This is a genomic window from Streptomyces albipurpureus (assembly GCF_023701525.1).
Taxonomy (GTDB): Bacteria; Actinomycetota; Actinomycetes; order Streptomycetales; family Streptomycetaceae; genus Streptomyces; species Streptomyces albipurpureus.
The window spans coordinates 221,988-238,564 of the sequence record NZ_JAMQAW010000007.1 but is presented as its reverse complement, the minus strand read 5'-3'; the positions used below and the strand labels follow the sequence as shown (position 1 = coordinate 238,564).

Here is a 16,577-nt window from a genome sequence, read left to right as displayed (position 1 = left end):
CCAAAATGCCGCGATGGCCACCGCCAACAACTACTCCCGGCCCACCCCTGCGGAGGTGGATGGCCGGGAGTGGGGCCCCGGGGGGCCGTACTCGTCCGCCGGTAGAACCGTCATCCACACGCTCAGGGTTCCGACCGTCCTCTGAGGCAGCGAGTCCATGAACCCGTCCCAGCGCGCACAGCGGCCGAATGCGCCAACAGGGTCCGCAGCGGCCTGGCCCTCCGGGCTTTCGGGCAGTTCGCTGGCTGCGTCCCCGTCTCCTGGTCCTCACCACCACTCCGCATCCCGGTGAGCCGGACGCCTGGCCCGCCACCCGGGTGCGGGCCGGGCACCGCCCCCGTCCCCGGACACCTGCTCGCCTACTGCGGCAAGCCGGGGACAACCAGAAGTTCGGCGGGCCCGACGGATCGGGGCTGGGCGGGTCCGGGAAGTGGTGCGGGTTTGCTCGCGATCGGTGGTCAGCCGCTCCCTCAAGCCCTTGAGAGTGAGTCCGGCGACTTCGACCAAGACCGCAGCTGGGAGGCGACCTCATTTGATCTCCTGGGAAGCCCCCTCAACTCTCCATAGCCCCGTCCAGGGTGTACACCTGCCACTTTCCGGCTCCCTCTTCCGTGGGTACGAAGGGCCACGGCGACGCCCTCATCCAGCAAATCCACCGGACAGCCTGGATCCACCAATCAAGCTCTCGGCCCGCGCCACGGTGGTCTCGACGCCACCCTGGCGCCGAAGACCGGGAGAAGGAAGACATCATGCCCGTCCGCCCCGAACCCCGCACACGCCCAACTGGCCGTACGCCGTCCTCGCGGTGTTCGTCTGGGAGGGATACCGGGCACGAGCGGCTCAAGGCCGAGGCGGTCACGCGGGCTCGGCCGGTACTCGTTCCAGCTCCCGAACTGCCGGGCGGCCTGCGCTCGCTGCGCGATCCGGACACGGCCGAAGAGATGTGACCCAGGTGCGGTGACCTTCACCGCCGGGGTTGTCCCGGCGGTGATGTTTGCATTGGTCACTGGCTCGCAGGGGGCCTAGCACCGGCGGAGGGCGTGGCGGCGGTGCGGTAGGCGGCCGGTGAGGGCTCCGGACTGCTGGGCCGGGACTGGGGTGCGGGCGGCCGCCACACTGGGTGGGCGCGGCGGCCGTGGGTGCAATCGGCCCGTGTTCGAGTCAGTCAGCAGAGCGGCGGATCAGCCCGGCGCCACCGCACCCTCTGGCACTCCGAACCACGCCTCCAGCGCCTCCGCCAGCCCAGCCGTCGACGTCGGCGCCCCCGCGTCGGCCGCCCAGGCGGTGAAGCCGTCCGGACGGACGAGGACCGCCGCAAGTTCCGGGCGGGACGGGCAGCCGGCCGTCAGGGTGTCGACGCGGCCGGCGTACCCCTCACCGACGACCCGGAGCTCCGGGTCGTCGGTGAGGTCGAGCAGGAGCGCCCGGCCGCCGTGGAGGCGGTCCGCGAGGCGGCTGCCGTCGGCGAGTTCGAGGTCCGGGGCGCTGCGGCCGGTCAGCGGGTGCTCGCCCGGCAGCTCGTAGCGCACCCCGACGCTGTTGAGCCGGGCGGTGAGGTACGTGGTGCCCGTGACCGTCTCCGCCAGGTCGCTGACGATCTCGCGCAGGGCCCGGGACTGCGGGTCCGGGCGCATGGCCGCGACCTGGGAACGGGTCCAGCCAAGGACCCCCGCGCCGACCGGGTGCCGTTCGGCGGTGTAGGTGTCCAGCAGCCCTTCCGGCGCCCGGCCGCCGATCACCGAGGCGAGCTTCCAGCCGAGGTTCATCGCGTCCCCGATACCCAGGCTCAGCCCCTGGCTGCCGAACGCGGAGTGCACGTGCGCCGCGTCGCCCGCCAGCAGCACCCGGCCTTTGCGGTACTCGGTGACCTGGCGGGCGTGGTCGGTGAAGCGGGTCGCGGTCCGCACCCCGGTGACCGTGACCTCCACGCCGGAGACGCGGCGCAGCCTCGCCTGGAGGTCCTCGGTGGTGACCGGCGCGTCCCGGTCGGCCGGCGGGCCGTCGAACTCCACGGTGACGACGCGGCCCGGCATCGGCCCGTGGGCGTACACCCCGGTGTCCGTGGCGGTCCAGCCGACCGTCAGGTCCTCGGCTCCGGTCATCTCCACGACCGCCTGGTGACAGGTGATCTCCGGGTCCGTGCCGGGAAAGGCGAACCCCGCGAGCTTGCGGACCGTGCTGCGGCCGCCGTCGCAACCCACGAGCCAGCCGGCGTGTATCGCCCCGTGGCCCGTCCGCACGGTGACGGCCCCGTCGTTCGCGTCGAAGCCGGTCAGCTCCACTCCCCGGCGCACGTCGACGCCGAGCTCGTCCGCCCGCCCGCCGAGCAGCCGTTCGATGTCCTGCTGCGCCACGAAAGCGATCTCGGCGGCGGGTCCGGCGTCGCCGAGGCCGGGCTCCGTACGGTCGACCAGGTCGGCGCGCAGCATGATTCCGGCGAAGTGCCCGACGAACCCGAGCCCTTGGCCCGCGGCCCCGCGTCCGTCCCCGCCGTTCCGTTCGCGGATGAATGCCTGGAAGCGGTCCATCGCCTGCCGCTGCACCTCGGCCAGCGCGGGCAGCATGCCCCGGCGGTAGAGCGCCTCGGCGCTGGGCGTGGTGATCGCCCCGCCCTTGATCGTCGGATCCACTTCGGTGAGGCGCTCCAGGACGGCCACCCGCGCGCCTCCGAGCCGGAGCTCGCAGGCCAGCATCAGTCCGACCGGGCCGCCTTCGGCCACCACTACGTCATAGTCCATGGCGCCGACTATGACCGAGGGCCGAGAAGGCCAAAAAAGCGCCGCGGTGTCAAGGAGCCAACCCCGCGATGAGGGACGGGAAGAGCAGGCCATCCGCGCTCCTCCTCAGCCAACTCACCCGCCCCCGCCGGTCCTCGATCGGCTCGATCAGTTGGCCGGGCGGTAGGCGCTGCAAGCTCCACGCTGGCGCGCTCTGTGACCAGGGCGAGGACGCGGCCGCCGGCGGCCAGGGCCTTTGCGGGTATCCCGCCCCAGACGCGGGCCATCTCCGCGCTGGCGGCGGCGATCAGCCCATGCCCTGCAGCCGCGGGTCTCATTCGCATTGCGGCATGAAACAACGGGAGAAGGCGACCTCCACGAGCCGTACCGCTCTCGCACGTCACGCCGAGCGGTCCCGTGCGGCAGCGCTCTCGGCCTTCGGGTGACAAAAGCGTGGCGACACCACCTAACAAAGCACTACTAGGCCAGAGCCCGCTGGTCAAGCGTGCGAGTCCGGCTCCCGCGATCGAACTCACCAGACCAACCCTGACCGGCGTCAGACCACGAAGAGTCCATCAGCGAGCATTTCGTCGAGGCTTTTCTCAAAGCCGCTGGCTACCTGGTCCAGGTCCTCGGTGGTGTGGGCGGCGCTGATGAGGAAGCTGTGTAGTTCCGGCAAGTACACCTGGTGCTTTCGCATGTAGTAGGCGAGCGCGATGGTGGCCTTGAAGTTGCTGCCTGCCATGCGTTCTCGATAGAGCCGCGCTTCGCGATGGCTGAAGGTGAGCGAGAAGATGGAGTTGCGGGCATTGATCCGGCAGGCGATGCCGCGACGGCTCGTGGACTGGCGGAGCATGGCGGCGAGCCTTTGAGTGTTGTTCTCCAACTGGGTGTAGAGCTGCGGGTTCGCGTCGAGGTGTCGTAGGACGGCCGCGCCTGCGGCGCAGGTCAGGGAGTTGCCGCTGAGTGTGCCACCGGCGAAGACTCTGTTCTCGTAGTCGTAGAACGGGTCTTGGGAGCTCTTCGCCATGTCGATGAACGCGGCGCGGCCGACCACCGCACCGCACGGTAGGCCACCGCCGATCACTTTGCCCAGGCAGGTGAGGTCGGGATGGATATCGACCATGTTCTGGACTCCCCCGTAGGCGACCCGGAAGCCGCTGACCACCTCGTCGAAGATCAGTGGGATGTCCAGTTCGGTGCAGAGTGCTCGCAGTTCGGTGAGGAAGGGCACGTCGAGTGTGACCACCGAGGTCGGCATCGGTTCCAAGATCACGCAGGCCAGTTCGTCGGCGTTCTCACGGAGCCGCGTCAAACCGCGCAGATCGCCGTACTGCAACACCAGCGTGTTGTCGACCGTGCCGGGATCGGTGCCCAGCGATCCCGCGATGGGCTCTGGCCGGTCTGTTTCTCCGGAGAACCGGAACCAGGAGCTCACCATGCCCTGGTCGGAGAAGCCGTGGTAGTGCCCCTCGAACTTGGCGACCTTGTTGCGCCGCCGATACCCGCGGCACATCCGGATGGCGAACAGGATGGCCTCGGTGCCGGAATTGCACATCAGGGCCTTCTCCGCCGAGGGGAGGGAAGCGACGAGGAGTTCGGCCAGCTCGACTTCGTGGGGGTTTCCGATGCCGTTGACCAGTCCGTTTTCGAGGCTCGCGGAGATCGCCGCGTTGATGGCCGGGTGCGCGTAGCCGAGCAGATGTGGACCGTATCCACCGCACAGGTCGAGGTATTCGTTGTTGTCGAAGTCGCGCACACGACCGCCCGTCGCCTGCCGCACGAAGACGGGGAAGGCGCTCGGGAAGAAGTAGCGGTCGGCGTGACCGGGGGCTACCAGTGTGTCGCGGGCGCGTTCGCGTAGTCGCAGTGTGGCCGGCATCTGCTGGGCGAAGTGAGCCGCGAATCGGCTCTCCACCTCCGCGCTCATGTAGGGGGAGTAGCGGTCGGTGAATTTACGCGCGTTGGACCAGATGTCGATGTCGGGGTCGATCTGTGTGACGAATCCTTCGCTGGACAGGAACACCAGCTCGACTTTGGTGAAGTTGGTGGTGTACTGGGCATGGAATTTCCCCAGCAGCTTCAGCACGTCGCCGACGTAGGCCATGGAAGACCACTGGGTCGAGCTGATGTCGAAGTGATGGCGCAGGATTTCCACCATGTGCCGATCATATTCGGTTCGCTGTGCTTCCAGTTCGGGGCTCGTCAGCACGAAGTGCCGGGTGAAACGCTCACTCGCCAGGTTCCACTCTTTGCGGATGCAGGCGTAGTAGAACGAGGACAGGCCCCATTTCTCGTGTTCACTCAGCTCCACGGTGACGCCGAAGTCAAGCAGTACCAACTCGCCGTCGGGGGTGAACAGGATGTTCCCCGGATGCGGATCTCCGTGACTGAGTCCGTGCATGTACAGCATTGTGTAAACAACGTCCTGCAGCCGACGGGCCAGCCTCTCGCGTGGAAACCCGACTGTTTCGGCACGGTTTCCCGGGATGCCATCCATGAACTCCATGACGAGCATCCGCTCGGTCACCAGCTCCGGCAACACGGCAGGCACCCGCACATACGGGTGCTCGGCGAAGTTCGCGTGAATGCGCTGTTGCTGGCCTGCCTCGTGCTTCATGTCAGCCTGCGGCCGGAGCAGTCGCGCAAGTTCGTCGAAGCGTGTGGGAAGGTTGAGCCTCCGTGCCCGTGGCACAAGGCGGTGCACCAGCTTGACGAGTGCACCGAGCGTGCGGAGGCTCTCCTCGATCTGTGCGGGGACCCGGTCCTTGACCAGTTTGACGGCCACCTTGCGTCCGTCACGCAGGTGGGCGACGTGCACCTGGGCCACTGACGCACTTGCCACTGGCCGCAGTTCGAAAGCGCTGAATTCGGATTCGAGTGAATCGCCCAACTCTCGTTCGATCGCTCGACGGGTGCGCTGAGGTGACATGTGGGGGGTCTGGTCGTGCAGACTCCGCAGCGTGCTCACCCACTCGGCCGGCAGCAGATCCGAACGGGTGGCGGCGATCTGGCCCATCTTGATGTAGAGCGGGCCCATTCGCGTCAGGAAGGCCAGGATGGCGTGGGCGCGACGCTGGTTGCGTGTCTCGGCACCGCGTGCGCGCACCCACGCATACCAGTACTCGGCCGTACCTACCACGATCGCGGAGGCCGCTTTGGCCAGATGTGGCAACACATCGGCTCCTGTTCGGTGGTCAGAGAACGAAGGTGAAGGCGCCGAAGGACATTCCCGCGCTGCCCACCAGACCGACCGCGCGCTGCCCTGGCCGCAACTGCCCTGTTCCGATGGCGGAAGCGACGGCCGCTGGCACCGAGGCCGACACGACATTGCCGATCCGGTCGTAGACGTGGTGGATCACCGAGCCCAGCCCGATCGTGTCGGCGAAGTCCTGCCACAGGCGCTTGCTCGACGCGTGAGTGAACAACGCGGCCACCTCGTCGACCGGTGGGTTCAGCTGATCGAACACCGCATGCACCTCGTCCCTGCCCACCTCGTGCATATCGAAGCCGAAGGAGGTGAAGACACCGACGCCGTTGTGGGCCAGCTTGTCGGAGGGGTCGCAGTAGCCCTCGTAGCCGTTGAGAGTGATGTTGCACAACGGCGCGAGCTCCGGCCGTGAAATGAAACGGAACCGCCATGGTTCGTTGACGTCATCCGCGGTGAGTACGGTGGCGGTGGCCGCCTCACCGAGGGTGTAGGCAGGCAGGGTTGAGAGCAGATCTTCGAGTCGCTCCAGCCGAAACACATGAGGCATCACCGCACCACCGCGACTCACGGCGAATTTGGCATTGACGATCATGGCATTGCGGTACTGCCCGGTTCGGAACAGGGACTCGGCGAGCTGCACGGCCCTCGTCCAGCTCATACAGGCATCGAGGATGTCGAAGCAGTGTGCGTTGCGCAGCCCGATGGCGGCTGCCGAGTGGTAAGCGCCTCCGGGCTCGAGGAAACCACGCCCGACTCCTGTGTAGATCAACAGTTCGACCTGTTCAGGAGCGATGTCGGATTGTGCCATCGCGGAATCCGCGGCGGCGCGCAGCAGATCGATGGGCCGCTCGTCGGCGTCAAGCCAGTAGCGGGTGTCCGAACCCGTGTAGCTCAGCAGGTTGCCGACCTTGCGTTGCACTCTTTGCAGGTCACCGGTGAAATGATCGGCACTGTGCTCGCCGATGAGTTCCAGGATGTCGGCGTTGGTGACCTTGCGAGAGGGAAGTGCGGCCGATACAGCACGGAGTTTCATTTCGCAGCACTCCTGTATCCCTGGGAACCCCGGTGTCGGGTCATCGGGTGATCCGTGAACTGTTGGGTAGTGGCGCACCCGACGTTGGGGAGACACCGTCTGTCGTTCGGACCCATGTGACCTGGCACTGCGGTCACGACGGTTCTCGCCGGATCTCGGCCAGTGGCCGCACGATGATTCGTGCGCCTTCGCCGGGCGAGATGGTGACGTTTCTGGCGACTGGTTCCTCAGGCTTGTCCAGATCGGTGGTGATGACACGACTGGACAACAGCACCCGCAAGACCTCGGTGGCCTGCATCACCGACAGGTGCGCTCCGATGCATCGGCGCGCACCGCCACCGAACGGAATGAATGCGTGCGGGGGAATCTCGTCCTCCAGGAAGCGCTCGGGGCGAAACTCATCCGGTGCTCGGTAGTTCGCGGGGTCCGAGTGCACGACCCCGAGCATCGGCATCACCGTGGCTCCCTTGGTCAGCCGGAGACCGGCCAACTCGACGTCCTCGGCCAGGGTCCAGATGGACTCGAAGATCGCCGGGCGTCGCCGCAGTGACTCTTTCACCACGGCTTCCAGATACGCGGAATCGTTGATGAGCGCGGCCCGGGTCGCATCGCTCGCCACCCGCGGATTACGGGCCAGCTCATGCAAGGTCCAAGCCAATGCGGTGGCGGTGGGCTCGTGACCCGCGAACAGCAGCGTCACGACCTGATCGCGAATCTCGACGGGGCGCAGCCGCTCCGCACCCTCAAGACTGATCAGTCGGGACAGGACATCGGTACGCTGCGGCAGGTCCGGTGCGGCCTTCCGCCGCTCAATCGCTTCGTAGAGCAATGCGTCCATTCGGTCGAGCATCTTCGCCGCTCGCCTCCATGGCCCGAAGCGTCGTGCTCGGGGGCTGTTGAGCCCCATCAGAATCACGAGATCCACGACCGGAAGTCGTCCGACCAGCCTGCGGAGACGCCCGTCGTCCGGGCTGTCGTCAAGGCCGAAGATGACTCGCCAGATGATGTCGAGGATCAGCACGCGGCACCGGTCGAGGCTCTTGAAAGGTCTCCCGATAGGCCATCGCTCCAGCTCGCGCTCGGTCAGCTCACGCACCGCGTCCTGGTAGCCGCGCACAGCGGCCTTGCCGAACAGCGGCGCCAGCGTCTTGCGCAGTCGCCGGTGTTGGTCACCGTCCGAAGTGATCAGCGCGTGCTCGCCGAACACCGGCACCAGTACCCGGTTGCCTTCACCGCCATGAAATCTGGACGGTGGCGAGCCGAACATGGCCCCGATGTACTCGGCTTTGAAGACAAGGATCACGGGACCCCACGGAAAGACCTTCAGCGCGACCACGTCACCGTACTTTTCGCGCAGTCTGCTCGCCCATAACTGGCGCTTCCAGGTAAAGATGGCTGTTTGTACCGGCGATGGCAGGCGGGGACCGGGTGGGAGCGGTCTCTGCGCCTCGCCACTTTTGATCGTCCTGATCAACAAGGTAGTCGTTCTCCTTTCCGGGCAGGCATGAACGCGGCTTGGCGCTCTCCTCGGCAGGCTGAGCTGAGCTGAGCTGAGCTGAGCTGAGCGAGCCGAAGCCGAGGACGTCAGCCCGAGTGATCGCAGCCCGCATCGGCGCGGGGCTTCCTCTGGTTGCCCCGGTCGGACTCCCGCCCATCGCTGCTCGATCTCTGGATATCGATTCGTTCAGGGAATGCGGACGGCCTGTCCGGCGTAGGCCAGGCCCGAGCCGAATCCGACCAGCACCGCCCACTGACCGGAGCGGGCAGGCTCGGTGGCTAGCAGACGGTGGAAGGCCAACGGGACCGATGCGGAACTGGTGTTGCCCGTGAGCCGTACATCGTCGGCCACCGCGACTTTCTCGGGAAGGTCGAGGGCTTTTGCGATCTTCTGGATGAGTTTCCAGTTCGCCTGATGCGGGATGAACATGGCCACGTCTTCCCAGCCGATCCCGGTCACCGACAGGATTTCACGCACAACGGCCGGCACGGTGGAGCAGGCCCAACGGGTAACCGCGAGACCGTCCATCTTCAACTCCGCCCGCAATGAGCTGTTGTTGGCTTCGAACAGGGTTGGGCGCATTTCCAGGGCGGTCGCTCGGCTCCCGTCCGAGCCCCATACCACCGGTCCCACTCCGGGCGGCCCCTCCGTCGCCGTGACCAGCACCGCGCCCGCCCCGTCGGCGAAGACCGGGGCAGTGGCCCGGTCGCTGGGGTTGACCATGTCCAGCATCCTGTCCGCGCCGACCACGAGCACCGTGTCGCAACTGCCGGCGACGATCAGTGATCTGGCCACGTGCAGCGTGTAGCAGAAGCCGGAACAGGCGATGTTGATATCGAACGCGGCCACCCGCAAGCCAAGAGCTGCGGCGACCTGAGGAGCGATGGCCGGGCACAGTTGCGGATTGGTCGACGTCGCGACCAGAACGGCCCCCACCACCTCCTCTGAAACACCTGCTGTGGTCAGTGCGTCCTGCGCGGCGCGGACAGCCATGGTGACCACCGATTCGGTCGGTCCGGCCACACAGCGGGACTCCACGCCCGTCCGTGACACGATCCACTCCCGGCTCAGCCCGAGTTGCTCGGCCGTCGCCAGGGAATCCACCCGCGGCGGCCGGTACGCGCCCGCAGCCATGACCCTGCACGACCGCCCAGCGTCGGTGGTCACAGATCCTTCCGTGTGCCGTGCGCTGCCACGAACTCCAACACCGCGCGTGGAGTTCCCAGTTCCCCTGCCTGCTCATCACTGATCTGAATCTGGTAGGTGTCGCTGATCGTCTCCACCATTTCCGCTCGAGCCAGCGAGTCGACGTCCAACTGGTCGAACGACTTGTCCAGATCGGCTTCCGAAAGCGTCACCACTCGATCGGCGGGGTGGTTTTCTCCGTGCACAAGGATGGTGATGAGCTTTTCCATCTCAGAGGTTGTCATGGATTCTCCAATCTCGATTGAGAAGCCCTCGGATGTCCGTCACTCGAACGCGTCTACGTCATAAATTCATACGAAACGGAGAGAGGCTCGTCATGTTTGTGACGTCCGCCGGTGATTGCACTCACCTTGTCCAGGATGCGGCCACGCGAAATCCGCGGTAAATGCTTGTCAGTCCCGATAAAATGCGCGAGAGTCCTTCTTCTGCTGCACGGCCACATCCTGGCTCGCTCACAAACAAGCCGGTCGAACAGCCCGCGCTGTGTGCTGCCCGGAATCTCAAGCGTCAGGGTGCGACTCGGGCCAGGAGTAGTCCGGGCCACCCGCGCCAGCGGGATAGTTGCGGTCGGTGAATCTCTGGGGCAGGTGTTGTCCCGCGGGGATGGTCCGGGGGCGTCCGCGACCGGTTTGACCTTGCCGCGACGTCATGGTTTGTACTGAGCGTCATCTGGCCGGAAGTGCTCACCCGAGCAGCCTCATGCAGCAAGCCTCGCCCACCCCCACCGGCCACTGACGTCGGCCGTTTCAGGTGCCCGATCCACGCTGCCGAGCAGCGGCAGCACGCGAATGGGGCTGGGGCGATGGCCGTCAGTCCGACATACCGTCATCCTTGCCGAGCGCGACCCTGACCGGGTCGCGCAGCGGACGCACCCCGTCGCCGGCCAGGACTGAAGCACGGATACTGCAACGCCCCCGCGCGTTGAGGTTCCCGTGTGAGAGAGCCGGGCCATCCTCACCCAGGACGACGGGATCGCGCTGATCGATGCACAGCACCCTCGTACGGTGGACGCCGGTGTCCACAGAGCAGGGCGGTGGGCTGTCCCACGATCGGTGTGTGGAAAACGGATGGTCTGGCGCGGCCCGCTTCCGCGAGGGAGGGAAGCAGCCGAAGGCGCCCCGCCACAGGTCACGCAGGGCAGGGGGAGGCGCACCGCAGCGCGCGGGAAACGCGGGCGAGAGCAGGGATACCCCGTACAACGCCCAAACCTGCGGGGCACACGGTCAGGCCAGGGCCATCCCGACCATCTGCCGACTGCGGTGATCGCCGCCACGGTACGCGGCCGAACACCGGTCCCCTCAAGCACGGGAGGCCGCACACACGAACGGGGGGACATCCTCGGTTCCGTTACTGAATCCGCCGCTGGGTGGTCAGCGGTCAGTGAGTCGTTCGGCGACGGCACGGGTGATGTCGGCCACGGGCGCGGGGTTCTCGGTGGCGACGTCAAGGTCCTCGCTGAGGCGCTCGACCAGGCCGTGGGCCTGGACGGCGTAGCCCGCGGTGACCACGGGCGGGTACGGGGTGCCGATGGCGAGGAACTGGCCGTGCGGTGCGCTGAGGTTCACGCGGCGGCCGCGGCCCCGGGTGTGAGGTCGGTGAAGGCGGATTCCCAGACGTCGCGGACCGTGCGGCTGATCAGGGTGCGCAGCACGGGCCACTGGCTGATCAGAAGGTCTCGGTTGAGGAAGGCGGTGAGGTCGTCGTGCTGGCCCTCGGCGAGGACAGTGCGGTAGAGGCTCATCCGGGACCCGGCCCGGTCGAGGTCGAACGATCGCAGCCCGACCAGGCGATGTGCACCGGGAGGTCGACGAGTGGGTTTCCGGGAAGGTTCGGGTGGCCAACCCCCTCTATCGCGACAGTGCCGCGGGGACGACGTCAGCCGGGCGCGTTGCCGTACTGCTCGCACAGAACGCCAGTGAGCCGCAATCAGGGTGGGCAGTGCTCACTCTTCTTCACCCTGTGAACCGGCGGTGTGGAGCGGAGCCGGGAGAGTCAGCCGATGGCTGCGCAGGTCACCGAGAAGAACGGTTATCGATGCGTTCTGAGAACGATGGCGGGTCAGGCGCCTTGGGCGTGTTCGGGAGAAGCAGGAACGCTCGGGTGGTTCGCGTGCAGTCTGCTGGCTAGGACAGCCCGACTGGGGCGGCCCTCAGCGAGTGACCGTTCAGTTGGAAGCAATCGTTTTCGTCCCACCACATCCCGCCTTGAGTGGTGAGGTAGGGATGCAGTCCGCGGACGCCTCCGCCTTCATGCAGAGCTTGCGCGACCGCGTGGAGAAGGCTCGCCAGATCAGGCCAGGAATCGGTGAAGTCGCCGCCACCGCTGCGGCCTGCCCAGCCGAGACGCCCCGCGTCCGGGCCAGGACGCAGGTCGATCACCTGCGCCGCGCCATCGGCACTCTCAGCCCAGGGAACCCAGCGTGGGTGCCACCAAGGCTCGTCGTCCCAGGGGCGAGCTGTCAGGCCGTCGTTCTCCGCCGCGACGGTCATGCAGGTCTGCCAGTGTTCCACGATGCCGCTCACTGCAAGCGGAGACTGCTCCGGCAGGATGGATGTCCAGGTGCTCAGACCGTTGTGGCATCGCAGAGACTCAGCGAGATCACCGGGCAGTCGGGCGCCGAGAACCTGTTCCGCGTGTCGGATCTCGTTCGATGTCGCTGGTGGATTGAGGAGCGTGAAATCGGCGGCCACGTGCGTCTCAAGCCAGGCGTCGATAAGGCGCCAGGACTCCGACGGGGGCAAGATCTTCCGTGCCATGGTGCCATCCTGCCCCACACGTCTGACAAGTCGGATCGAGGCCCCTGCCGGCCGATGAAACGGGTTCAGCCAGCGGCCTTTGTTCGGCTCGGGCGCCGGGCCACGCCGAGACCAACGTCCGCTGTACGGTCTCGTAGCCGACACGGTACTTCCGCTTCAGCGCCCGCGGCGACATGCCGGTCCTGGCGTCACGGCGGATCGCCGCGTACAGAACGACCTTGGACTTCGGCAGCACCCCGGCGCCCTCGTCGTGCAAAGTACAACCAGGGTCCCGAATCAAGCACCGGGGTGTTCTCGGAAATCGGCGACATCACTCGTCAGCGGAAGAGGGCGTTCCTGTGGTTGAGCTACAGACACAGACATTGTTGTAACCCGGCAACAAGCCAACGGCTCTCTGTGCCGTGTGCGGTGGGTGGATTCCTTTGTCCATGCGGGGCGGCGGGCCGGGGTTAGATCACGTGGAAGAGGTCGGCGGCTGCGTGTACGTCGGTGAGGTCCTTGATGGAGCGGAGGTTGTCGCCGACTAGCCATGCCGCACGCGGGCGTCTCCATCGCATACCGCGTCGACGCCAACCGCGTCGAAGTCGAACTCGTCTGGCTCTCGGCTGGCCCTGAACACGTCGTGCTCACTGCCCACACACTCCGTGCAGGGTTCCGTTGTCGATGCTCGTGCGGGCAAGGATGTACCTGTCGAGGGCCGCCCGTCGCTTGCGATCACCCCGTACGGCGCTGCGAAAGCCGCTGCCAAGCCGACGCCGCGGCTTCTGGTGCCGGTCGCCGCGGTCGCCCGCACCTCGTGATCATCGGACACGGCGACGGGATGTCCCGGCTTGATGCCTATCGCTGCAACGGCTCAAGCCGGGACGCACTGCTCGTTCATCAATCACCACGTCCTGGGAACGTGATCAACACCAGCGAGGCTGGCCCGTAGAACTGGCCCTAGAAGAACCAGCAGCCGCTGTGCGTAGCCGACCGCCACAGCAGCATGTTGCGGGTGATCGGGCCGTACATTCCGTCAATGTCGGCAGGCACGTCGGTGTGGTAGTCCTGTGCCTCGGTCAGTGCCTTCTTGGTGTTGGGGCCGAAGTCGCCGTCTTCTGCGAGTGGCCAGTAGGTCTTACTGGATCCGTAGGCGTTGTAGAAGCACTTGTTCAGCGCTCTCTGAAGCTCCAGCACTGCTGCGCCCGAGTTGCCCTGCTCGAGCGCGCATGTGATGGAACCGGTCGCCGAGTACGCCGGCACTCGGATGAGGAACCCGTTGTATCCCTGTGCGGCTTTGACGGTGTTACATGTCGGGGTGGCCGCAGCTGCCGGCGTGGCGTTCATGGCGGCCCCGCCGATCGCAAGCAGGGTCGCAGCGAGGGTGGTGATGGCTCGTTTCATGATTCCTCCTCGTAGGACTTGACCCGGCTCGTGCCGGGTCAACACGCACACGGTCCGGGCAACTTCCGTTCTACGGACACTAGTTGGGACAATAGGACGCTACCGGCAACGCAACTATTGGCCAAGGGACGACGCATTGCGTGATTTGCGCGCGGCATACGGCGGGGCACTCCTGGGGCCGGGGCGAGGTTGACCTGTCGCATCTAGGGCCTGTTGCGAAAGTGCTGGTCACGGCGACTCGTTGATTGCTGCGACTGGCAAGGCCGCTTCCTAGAGAGCGGTTGGGGCATCCGCATCGGCGGTGTTGGCCCTCTTGGTCGCCAATGCCTGGACCAGTCGGCGATTCGCCTCCTGCGGGGTCATGCCCCAGTCCCACTCGGTTTTGTGGAGCCGCAGGGAGACGACACCGTGCCATGCCGACCACAGCAGGAGTGCGGAGGCGAAGGGGGCGTCCGGGTCGACGAGCCGTGCGAGTTCGACGATGCGAGCCTGGAGACGGGGGCCGTGCGCGGCTCTGGTCTCCGGCAGCGCGTCATTGCTCTCGAACAGGAGCTGGTACGCGCCCGGGTGCGCTGTGCCCCAGGCGATGTAGGCGTCGCCGGCGACGAACAGATGGTCGTCAACGTCGTCTGCGGCGTCGAGGGCCGACTCGACTGTTTCGATCAGTGAGGCGTATTCGGCGTCGAGTACCGCTGAGCGCAGGTCCGCCTCGGAGGGGAAGTGCCAGTACACCGCTGAGGGGGCCACCCCGCAGGTCCGGGCGATCGAGCGCAGTGACGGAACGGCCACCGCCTGAGGCTCCGCCAGCATGGCGATGGCGGCGGATACGAGTTCGGAGCGCAGGTCGCGGTTGTCTTCCTTGGTCACCGATTCATTGAACACCCGTTCATGGTAACTTGCAATGAACAGGTGTTCAGGAGAGGGGTGGCGGCATGCTGAGGCTGATGACGGTGATCAGGAAGCGTCCCGAGGTGTCCACGGAGGACTTCCGCCGGTTCATGGAACTGGAGTACGGGCCGACCTATGTGGCGCTTCCCCAGGTGAAGGAGTATGTGCAGTACTACCTGGCAGATCTCGCGGCGGACGGAGAGGAGGAGCCGATCGACGCGATCGTGCGGATCGGCTTCGAGTCGGAGGAGAAGATGCGCGAGGCTCTTGCGACCGAGGAGTACCAGAGGGCGCACGGACTGCGGGCGGCCTACATGCGGGACACGTCCGTGGGCATTCACTCGGCCGTTCTGGACCGCAGGGTGCAACTGGTCTGAAGGGAGCGTTGCGATCGGGCCGGTCACAACCACTCTTGATGGCGCGACCAGTACGGGCGCTTCGTGGCGAACGGAGAGTTCGTCGTCTCTCGTGGCGACGGCCCGGTGTCTTCTGAGTCGGTTAATGGCGCATTCGACCGCGTGACGCTCTTTGTCGTCGGCCTTGTCGAACTTCGGTGGCCGACCACCCTTGGAGCCCAGTCTCCGGCGGTTGCGGACCCGATCCGTCGGGGACTGGGATTGTGGCCGTGATTCCGCGCCTGCTCAGGTAGGCGCGGTTCTTTCGGGAATCGTATGCCTTGTCCGCACGAAACCGGTCCGGGCGTTCGCGCGGCCGACCGAGTCTGAGCCGGGGGACCCGGATCGCTTCCAGGACCGGCTCGAACTGCGGGGAATCCCCGCTGCCCGGCCGTGATCACGACGGGCAGTGGCTTCTGGCCCTGTTCGACGGCAAGTTGAATCCTGCTGGTCAGCCCGCCCCGGGACCGGCCGAGTCCGTGGTCGGCCGACTCGGCGAAGACGCCGCCGGGCGGCTCCGGATGCCGAGAGCCCCGTACCTGACGGGGTGCCGCCTACCGGAACTGGTGCTCTTCGCGGGGTGCATCCGCACCGTTCGCCTTGTCTCCGCGCCCCTGGGGTGACCATGCGCACCACCCGGAGCTCGCTAGACAAAGCCGCTTCAGGAGCAGGAGGTCACCGGTGGAGATCCGGCGGTGGAGAGCCGGCCCGAGAACCGCGACGATCCGCCTCTGCGCCTGCCGCCGCACGACACTATCGAGGGCTTCGCCGCCCGGGTGAAGTTGTTGTTCGCGAGGACCGGGTTGAGCACTTCGACGTTCGAGCGTCTGCGCGACTTCGCGCTGGCAGGGGTGGAGAAGCGCTTGTGTCGAGGTCCGCCAGTTCCGTGAGCGCCTCTTCCCCGTCTGTCTACGGCGATGGGGTGAAGTGGGTGTCCGTCAGGTCCGCCGAGACAGAGACGAACCAGGGCGAGGCATGGCGGAATCGGCTCGTCACCCGGTTCGGCACCGTGTGACCGTTCTTGATGCTCCTGGTGACGGTGGTCGACTTCGGGACCACCCCGGAGGGCCTGCCCGTCCGCACCGCCTTGAAGTCGCTGCCGGACCTCATGGGACGCAAGAAGGTCGGCCCTGCCGAGGTCGACACCGGGCTGCCCGCCGGCTCCTGGTGGCGGCCGGTGCTGTCCGCGTCGCACCTGGATTCGGGCACGGTGGACTCGCAGGCGTACGCGTTCTGTGCGCTGGAGCAGCTGCACCGGATGCGGCGGCGGGAGGTGTTCGCGGAGAACTCTTCCAAGCGGGGCGCCACCCGGGTGAAGTCGCGGGCACTTCGTCCAGGATGCTCTGGGCCGGACCGAGAGCCACGCGGCGAATGACCTATTCAGTCAATCTTGGTCCGTTTTAGGTCATTCTTTAATGCTTAATCGCCTTCAGCATGCCTTCGCTTGACGCTGTGCGGGGGCGACCGTACGCCTCAGCGTAGACCCTCAA

At 66.4% G+C, this 16,577-nt stretch carries 14 protein-coding genes and 3 pseudogenes; 4 read left to right on the top strand and 13 right to left on the bottom strand.

Annotated features, from left to right (window positions below; genetic code table 11):
• Positions 1-13: 13 nt before the first annotated feature.
• Positions 14-145 carry a hypothetical protein gene (locus NBG84_RS40540; RefSeq protein ID WP_285366480.1) on the top strand — a complete coding sequence of 44 codons (132 nt, stop codon included), beginning with the start codon at positions 14-16 and terminating at the stop codon, positions 143-145.
• Positions 146-1,181: 1,036 nt separating this feature from the next.
• On the opposite strand, the gene NBG84_RS08185 is transcribed toward NBG84_RS40540, so the two are convergent.
• From NBG84_RS08185 to NBG84_RS08120, 12 genes and pseudogenes are all read right to left on the bottom strand, one after another.
• Complete coding sequence (locus tag NBG84_RS08185) at positions 1,182-2,738, bottom strand: FAD-dependent monooxygenase (protein WP_250918619.1); 1,557 nt, start codon at positions 2,736-2,738, stop codon at positions 1,182-1,184.
• Positions 2,739-3,273: 535 nt separating this feature from the next.
• Positions 3,274-5,895, bottom strand: coding sequence for an aminotransferase class III-fold pyridoxal phosphate-dependent enzyme (locus tag NBG84_RS08175; RefSeq protein ID WP_250918618.1), 2,622 nt, complete (start codon positions 5,893-5,895; stop codon positions 3,274-3,276).
• Between the two features lie 19 nt (positions 5,896-5,914).
• The gene (locus NBG84_RS08170; protein ID WP_250918617.1) at positions 5,915-6,961 is read right to left on the bottom strand and encodes a 3-oxoacyl-[acyl-carrier-protein] synthase III C-terminal domain-containing protein; all 1,047 of its coding nucleotides are present in this window, start codon (positions 6,959-6,961) and stop codon (positions 5,915-5,917) included.
• A 133-nt stretch (positions 6,962-7,094) separates the two neighbouring features.
• Complete coding sequence (locus NBG84_RS08165) at positions 7,095-8,435, bottom strand: cytochrome P450 (RefSeq protein ID WP_250918795.1); 1,341 nt, start codon at positions 8,433-8,435, stop codon at positions 7,095-7,097.
• A 210-nt stretch (positions 8,436-8,645) separates the two neighbouring features.
• Positions 8,646-9,593, bottom strand: a complete 948-nt coding sequence (locus NBG84_RS08160) for a beta-ketoacyl-ACP synthase 3 (protein ID WP_250918794.1) — start codon at positions 9,591-9,593, stop codon at positions 8,646-8,648.
• Positions 9,594-9,622: 29 nt separating this feature from the next.
• Complete coding sequence (locus tag NBG84_RS08155; RefSeq protein WP_250918616.1) at positions 9,623-9,874, bottom strand: acyl carrier protein; 252 nt, start codon at positions 9,872-9,874, stop codon at positions 9,623-9,625.
• 600 nt (positions 9,875-10,474) lie between these two features.
• Complete coding sequence (locus NBG84_RS08150) at positions 10,475-10,660, bottom strand: hypothetical protein (protein WP_250918615.1); 186 nt, start codon at positions 10,658-10,660, stop codon at positions 10,475-10,477.
• Positions 10,661-11,038: 378 nt separating this feature from the next.
• Positions 11,039-11,230, bottom strand: a pseudogene (locus tag NBG84_RS08145) (nucleotidyl transferase AbiEii/AbiGii toxin family protein); the annotation flags it as partial.
• Positions 11,227-11,516 (bottom strand): annotated as a pseudogene (locus tag NBG84_RS08140) (hypothetical protein). The pseudogenes NBG84_RS08140 and NBG84_RS08145, both read right to left, overlap by 4 nt.
• Before the next feature lie 272 nt (positions 11,517-11,788).
• Positions 11,789-12,421, bottom strand: a complete 633-nt coding sequence (locus NBG84_RS08135) for an SMI1/KNR4 family protein (protein WP_250918614.1) — start codon at positions 12,419-12,421, stop codon at positions 11,789-11,791.
• A gap of 939 nt (positions 12,422-13,360) precedes the next feature.
• A complete protein-coding gene (locus NBG84_RS08125) occupies positions 13,361-13,804 on the bottom strand; it encodes a peptidoglycan-binding domain-containing protein (protein WP_250918613.1) in 444 nt (147 codons plus the stop codon).
• A 270-nt stretch (positions 13,805-14,074) separates the two neighbouring features.
• Positions 14,075-14,686, bottom strand: a complete 612-nt coding sequence (locus NBG84_RS08120) for a TetR/AcrR family transcriptional regulator (protein ID WP_250918612.1) — start codon at positions 14,684-14,686, stop codon at positions 14,075-14,077.
• 62 nt (positions 14,687-14,748) lie between these two features.
• Between NBG84_RS08120 and NBG84_RS08115 the strand changes: the two genes are divergently transcribed.
• Positions 14,749-15,069, top strand: a complete 321-nt coding sequence (locus NBG84_RS08115; protein ID WP_250918611.1) for an EthD domain-containing protein — start codon at positions 14,749-14,751, stop codon at positions 15,067-15,069.
• A gap of 121 nt (positions 15,070-15,190) precedes the next feature.
• On the opposite strand, the gene NBG84_RS08110 is transcribed toward NBG84_RS08115, so the two are convergent.
• Positions 15,191-15,433: a hypothetical protein gene (locus NBG84_RS08110; protein WP_425608596.1), complete on the bottom strand. Its 243-nt coding sequence runs from the start codon at positions 15,431-15,433 to the stop codon at positions 15,191-15,193.
• 349 nt (positions 15,434-15,782) lie between these two features.
• Here NBG84_RS08110 and NBG84_RS08105 point away from each other — a divergent pair, with 349 nt between their 5' ends.
• Positions 15,783-15,977, top strand: a complete 195-nt coding sequence (locus tag NBG84_RS08105; protein WP_250918610.1) for a hypothetical protein — start codon at positions 15,783-15,785, stop codon at positions 15,975-15,977.
• Positions 15,978-16,054: 77 nt separating this feature from the next.
• Positions 16,055-16,405 (top strand): annotated as a pseudogene (locus NBG84_RS08100) (Tn3 family transposase); the annotation flags it as partial.
• Between the last annotated feature and the right edge of the window lie 172 nt (positions 16,406-16,577).

Excerpts from the sequence above, each read along its gene's own strand:
- NBG84_RS08160 (WP_250918794.1), bottom strand. The coding sequence starts at position 9,593 with ATGGCTGCGGGCGCGTACCGGCCGCCGCGGGTGGATTCCCTGGCGACG.
- NBG84_RS08185 (WP_250918619.1), bottom strand. The coding sequence starts at position 2,738 with ATGGACTATGACGTAGTGGTGGCCGAAGGCGGCCCGGTCGGACTGATG.
- NBG84_RS08125 (WP_250918613.1), bottom strand. The coding sequence starts at position 13,804 with ATGAAACGAGCCATCACCACCCTCGCTGCGACCCTGCTTGCGATCGGC.
- NBG84_RS08135 (WP_250918614.1), bottom strand. The coding sequence starts at position 12,421 with ATGGCACGGAAGATCTTGCCCCCGTCGGAGTCCTGGCGCCTTATCGAC.
- NBG84_RS08155 (WP_250918616.1), bottom strand. The coding sequence starts at position 9,874 with ATGGAAAAGCTCATCACCATCCTTGTGCACGGAGAAAACCACCCCGCC.
- NBG84_RS40540 (WP_285366480.1), top strand. The coding sequence starts at position 14 with ATGGCCACCGCCAACAACTACTCCCGGCCCACCCCTGCGGAGGTGGAT.
- NBG84_RS08170 (WP_250918617.1), bottom strand. The coding sequence starts at position 6,961 with ATGAAACTCCGTGCTGTATCGGCCGCACTTCCCTCTCGCAAGGTCACC.
- NBG84_RS08115 (WP_250918611.1), top strand. The coding sequence starts at position 14,749 with ATGACGGTGATCAGGAAGCGTCCCGAGGTGTCCACGGAGGACTTCCGC.